The organism is Specibacter cremeus, assembly GCF_003946885.1.
Classification (GTDB): domain Bacteria; phylum Actinomycetota; class Actinomycetes; order Actinomycetales; family Micrococcaceae; genus Specibacter; species Specibacter cremeus.
This window is the reverse complement of sequence record NZ_RWKQ01000093.1, coordinates 1-2,216: the sequence shown is the minus strand read 5'-3', so window position 1 is coordinate 2,216 and position 2,216 is coordinate 1. Positions and strand designations below refer to the sequence as shown.

The 2,216-nt window shown below is 66.3% G+C and carries 2 protein-coding genes; both read right to left on the bottom strand.

The window, feature by feature from the left end; all coding sequences use genetic code 11:
* Positions 1-148 precede the first annotated feature (148 nt).
* Positions 149-1,144 (bottom strand): tyrosine-type recombinase/integrase, encoded by a 996-nt coding sequence (locus EJC77_RS20200; protein WP_125617097.1) that lies wholly within the window; start codon positions 1,142-1,144, stop codon positions 149-151.
* Positions 1,141-2,073, bottom strand: coding sequence for a tyrosine-type recombinase/integrase (locus tag EJC77_RS20195; protein ID WP_125617094.1), 933 nt, complete (start codon positions 2,071-2,073; stop codon positions 1,141-1,143). The genes EJC77_RS20200 and EJC77_RS20195 overlap by 4 nt, the downstream gene beginning before the upstream one ends.
* Positions 2,074-2,216: the final 143 nt, after the last annotated feature.

The window sequence follows — 2,216 nt, the reverse complement described above, 5'->3', positions numbered from 1 at the left end:
CACCGGGCCCTGGCCCGACGGATCAGTACCCGCATCGAGGACTACCTGAGATTCGCGACCGACCCGCACACACCGTTCGACAATTATGCCGATGTTGGCGTGAAGCCCCTTGCCCGGGGTGGTGCGCGGGGCAAATAGTTCGGCATAACTAGAGTGTCTGCAGGAAGGCGAGAACGTCGTCGGATGGGGTGAACCGGCCGGGCGTGGTGTGTGGTCCGGCGGTTCGGTCGAGGGCGCGCTGTTTGATTTGCAGGTCGGCGTGAAGGTACGGCCGTGTTGACGCGGGCGATTCATGTCCGAGCCAGAGCGCGATGGTCGTGATGTCAATTCCTGCGGCGAGCATGCGCATCGCGGTGGTGTGCCGCAGGATGTGGGGCGTTATTTTCCTGGTGGCCAGGCTGGGGCAGGTTGCGGCGGCGCCGAGGCTGTGGTGCTTGATACGTTGGGCGACGGCGTCTGTTGTCATCGGCCTGTTGGTGCCGTTCGCTGTGAAGATTGGGGCGGTGGGAGGGCCGGGGTTTTCCCGGAACCAGGTGTGCAATTCGTTGGCGGTGCCCGTCTCCAGCGGGGTTATGCGGTCCTTGCGGCCTTTGCCGTGGCAGGCGATGTGCGCGCCGGGGGCATCCGGCTGGGTGTCGGCCCGGGTCAGGGAGGTGATTTCGGAGACCCGTAGCCCGGTGGTGATCATCATCAGGATCATGAGGTGGTCACGCCGTCCGGTCCAGGTGGCGCGGTTGGGGGCGGCCAGTAGCGCGTGGACTTCGTTCTCGTTGAGGTAGGTCATCAGCGTGCTGTCGGTATTTTTCCGGGCGATGGCCAGCACGCGTGCGATGAGGTCTGCGTGTTCGGGGTGGCGCAGGGCTGCGTAGTGGAAGAGTGAGTGGATTGCGGCCAGGCGGGCGTTGCGGGTCCGGGCCGAATTGCCGCGCCTGTCTTCGAGCATGGTGAGAAAGCCGGCGATGAGTTCGGCGTTCACGACGCTGAAATCCAGGTCGTTGGGCGTGGTGCCGGTGCGTTCGTGAATGTAGCCCAGCAGCAGGCGGAACGTGTCGCGGTAGGCGCTGATGGTGTGCCTGCTGGCATCACGCTGGCCCACGAGGTAGTCGGTGAAGAACGCCTGCAATGTTGGTGCCAAGGCGGTCATGATCGGCCTCCTTGGCCGAAGGCGGCCATGCGGTCGCGGACCACGGACATCAGTTCCGGGCTGGCGCTGAGGTACCAGTAGGTGTTGAGCGGATCGACGTGGCCCAGATAGGTGGCCAGGACGGCAATGCGGGCGTCGACGTCTGCGCCTTGCCGGTGCGCATCGATGAGGGTTTGAACAGCAAAGCTGTGCCTCAGGTCGTGGAGCCGGGCGGTGGGTCCGCCGGGCCGGGTTGGCAGCTTGGCGGTATTGGCGACTCTCCGGAAGGCGGCCCGGGCGCTGTTCAGGTTCAGCCGGTTGCCCCGGGTGCCGACCAGCAGCGGGCCGGCGGGTGCTTTCGCGGTGAGTGCGGCGCGGAGTCGCTGGTAGTCGGAGAGGGCCTGGAGCGTGCTCGCGTGGATCGGGACGAGGCGTTCCTTGCCGTACTTGCCCGTGACCGTCAGCACCGGTGGTTCCGGGCAAAGATCCTCAAGGTCCAGGGCGACGGCTTCGCCGCTGCGCAGCCCGGTTGCAGCGAGCAGCCCGATGAGGGTGTGCATGCTGGCCGCCAGCATCGGTTGCGGCAGGATGGCGGCGGCGGCCATCAACTCCATGATCTGCTCCTGTGAGTAGAGGTATGGGATGCGGCGGGTGGTTTTCGCGGCGATCAGCCCGGCCGGGACCAGCTCGGCCGCGCCCGGGTCCAGAGCGTGGACGTGGGCCGCGAATTCCCGGATGACGTTGAGCCGGGTGGCCTGCCAGTGGCGGGTGGTCCCGGCCGGCGCCTGGGCGAAGGCCAGGGCGTCGGGCACGGTGATGGTGTTCGCGCCGTGCCCGGCCAGAAATTCAAGGAAATTCGCGATCAACCAGTCATGGTCTGCAAGCCGGTAGCCCCGGGCCCGGCGAGACCGCAAAAAGTCCGCGGCGGCGCCGGCCAGGTCCACGCTCATCGGATCGCCCCCACCGGCCAGGGCCGCGCCAGCACGGCCAGTGCCGAGATGTCGGACTTGGGGTTTGCGAAATTATGACTTAGGATTTTGGTTCGTGTCCCCTTAAACTCGTGCCATGGCCGACCTCTCCCAGCATGCCGAAT

Excerpts from the sequence above, each read along its gene's own strand:
- EJC77_RS20200 (WP_125617097.1), bottom strand. The coding sequence starts at position 1,144 with ATGACCGCCTTGGCACCAACATTGCAGGCGTTCTTCACCGACTACCTC.
- EJC77_RS20195 (WP_125617094.1), bottom strand. The coding sequence starts at position 2,073 with ATGAGCGTGGACCTGGCCGGCGCCGCCGCGGACTTTTTGCGGTCTCGC.